Below are 2,690 nucleotides of genomic sequence, written 5' to 3'. Positions count from 1 at the left end.
GCATTGAACCTGAAACGGATGATAAAATACGCCGGATGACGCCAGTGGGCGTCTTTTTTATTTACCCAAACGAGGATAAACTGGGATTTGTCAACAGCGCCAACTTGTCCCAAAGTAATGAAAAGCGCCTGCGTGGCAAGGCGACACGCAAGCGCATGAAACGACAAATTCATTTAAGTACTGCCATATTTCGTATCCGTTGACAGACTGTCCCCATAGTGCGGACGGGCTTTTTTTGACAGATTAGGCGGATGGAAAAAGAAAAAGGACACGGCGATACCTCCCGGATACTGCCGTGTCCTGCCTTAGGGCATAGTGAATGATCTGGCACGGCGTTTTTTTCTTTTCTGCCGCCGGGCAGATAATAAAGCGATATAGACATGAAAAAGCCGACAACATCAAGACTTGCTCCTGTGTTATCGGCTCTGCGTCAAAGCGTCTGGCTCTTTGATAACCAATACCGTTTGCTGTTTTACATTGATCAATGACTCTTTCTTGCACTTGGGACAGTACAGAGGAAAGTGTATCAGTTCGGTATCTGACCGTATTTGCAGGCGTGTTTTGCTGCCGCACGCCGGGCATAAAATCCAATCTCGGTTTTCCGTGTTGTTCACCCCCATTCAGCGTCCCCGATGTTTGTCCCGCTTTTTCTGCTGACGCAATTCATATTGCCGTTCTTTTTCTGCTTTCCGCTGCTCACGGCTTATGGTTTTACGCTCCAATTTGTTTTGTTCATGCTGCAATTTCAATGCCTGCTGTGCCTTTGTACCAATCCCGGGCTCCTGCAGCTTGCTGTGGATCTCCCGCTGCATCCGTTTGGGATTTATTTTCCGCTCGTCAACTCGTTCTGCTTTGATGGGTGGACTGAATTTCAGCTTGCTCCAATTTTTGAGTAGGAAATCCCATACCTCATAGTCCTTTGGCTCCGCTCCAAAAGTAATTTTGCAAACCTCATACTGATCACCATCAATACGCTCATAGACCCCGACCCAAAATGGATTTTCAAAGAATACCGTTAAGGTACTTCGTGCCATTACAAGGCGTTTTCCTCTTCGGAAAACTGGGCCGAAAAGGAATCTAACCATGCTAACAGTGCTTGATACAAAAGGCGCTGCTGGTCAAAGATTGTCTGGCCAACCAAGGGAATGTCGGCGTACTGCTGTGCATACCCCTCGTTTCTTTCCGCAGATGCAAGAATACTTTTCCGCAGTTTGCTAACAAGGGCTCGGGCATGAGGGCGATCCATTTTGTTGAGGTTCGCAATCACCACATTGAAGTCAAAGGTAAGCGGCACATTCTGTTCAGCGATAGTGTCCATCAGCGTTTCAAAGCAGGCTTTCCCGGCATCGGTAATCGAGTAAATTGCCTTTTCCGCAAAACGCTCTCCTTTTACCACATCGCTCGTAAGATAGCCTTTTTCTTTTAGTTGGAGCACTTTTTTGTAGACAGATGGGATGCTGATTTTTGTCCAGCGGGAGAAATTGTGGTACTCAATATCTTTTTGAATGTCATAGGCACTTTGGGGCTTTTCCAGCACGATCCCCAGAATCACTAAATCAATGTACGACACAAATATCATCCTCCTTTACTATAAAATATAATACTATAATTTATATCAAAAGTCAACGAAGAAAAGGCGGAAATGTTCCGCCAAATCCATAGGAGCTATATAGAGGTACACTAACGGCAAGCAGGGCAAGTGTGGCCACACTTGCTATTTTTGCAGCCCGAGAGGGCCGCAAAAACGCTTGTTGGGGAGCCTCCTCTCCCCACCGAACCCGCTGGCGCTGGGCTTCGGCGGGGGACCCCGATGTAATTGTCTGCGGCCCAAGGGCCTTAACTTTGGGACAAATTATCCCAAAGAGAAAAACTGGTGGAGTGGCTCACCCGTCCCCAGTTCCTCAGATGTGGAAAGTGTTTCGTCCAAAATAAGCAAGTAAGGAAATTGCATTAGCCTCTCTAAAACGGTGCCCACAGGCCCTTGCAGATGGGGTGGTTTTACAGCTTAGTTTTCCACGCAGCACCTCCGTCGCTCTTGCGCAAAATGTTAGCAGTATTTTAGAAAATCATGGGTAGGTAAAAAAATTATATTGCCCCACCAAGACCGTGGCCGGAACCTCCTGTAAACTGGGCGTCGTTTAGGGCCAAATGCTAACATATCAGCTCTTCTCTTTGAAGTACTTCCAGTAGCAGAAAACACAGGTAATCCCTCGCCAATAAGAACACCCCGCGCAAGGCGATCATTCCGGTGCCTTCTGTGGGGTGAGCTTCTCATAACGAGAGACTTCTTTCATTATGCGCTCATAGGGGCTGTTGGTAAAATTCATAAGTAAAACCTCCTTGGTGTTCAACCCTATCCTCCGCCCTTTCCCAATCTTGGGAACGGGGGCGGCTCTGGAGGATATGCCCCCGTCACGCCGTCAGAAAATAGAGTAGCCGGGGCCGTCAGTCAAGGGTAAGCCGCCTTATAACGGCGGTGCTATGCACCCTTGACAGACAGCTCCCGGCTGTTCTGAACAATATGCGGCGACGCGGGATATATCGCCCGAGCCGCACGATAGTAAACAGTTTGGGACATTTTGGCGCTGTTGACAAAGTCTCGCAACAGCCCTCGCGGTATGTTATAATAAGAAAAAAGTCTGAGGTGATGGGATGCAGCTGGCGATACACATGGTAACAATCGAGGACTT

The 2,690-nt window shown here is 48.0% G+C and carries 4 protein-coding genes; 1 reads left to right on the top strand and 3 read right to left on the bottom strand.

What is annotated here, in order from left to right; genetic code table 11:
• Positions 1-203: hypothetical protein (locus ACTQ3V_RS15375; protein ID WP_441468264.1), on the top strand; the 203-nt coding region annotated here is incomplete at its 5' end.
• Positions 204-416: 213 nt separating this feature from the next.
• Here the strand turns inward: ACTQ3V_RS15375 and ACTQ3V_RS15370 are convergent.
• The 3 genes from ACTQ3V_RS15370 to ACTQ3V_RS15360 are packed head-to-tail and all read right to left on the bottom strand — an operon-like array spanning position 417 to position 1,570.
• Positions 417-620 carry a cysteine-rich KTR domain-containing protein gene (locus ACTQ3V_RS15370; RefSeq protein WP_441468263.1) on the bottom strand — a complete coding sequence of 68 codons (204 nt, stop codon included), beginning with the start codon at positions 618-620 and terminating at the stop codon, positions 417-419.
• Entirely contained in the window at positions 621-1,034 is a 414-nt protein-coding gene (locus ACTQ3V_RS15365; RefSeq protein ID WP_441468262.1) for a YjdF family protein, read from the bottom strand.
• The gene (locus ACTQ3V_RS15360) at positions 1,034-1,570 is read right to left on the bottom strand and encodes a PadR family transcriptional regulator (protein WP_441468261.1); all 537 of its coding nucleotides are present in this window, start codon (positions 1,568-1,570) and stop codon (positions 1,034-1,036) included. Before ACTQ3V_RS15360 ends, ACTQ3V_RS15365 begins: the two co-directional genes overlap by 1 nt.
• Positions 1,571-2,690: the final 1,120 nt, after the last annotated feature.

Origin of the sequence: Candidatus Agathobaculum pullicola, assembly GCF_052117205.1 — a bacterium.
In the GTDB taxonomy this organism is placed as follows: domain Bacteria; phylum Bacillota; class Clostridia; order Oscillospirales; family Butyricicoccaceae; genus Agathobaculum; species Agathobaculum pullicola.
The sequence above is the reverse complement of the archived record's forward strand: the minus strand, read 5'-3'. Positions and strand labels throughout refer to the sequence as shown.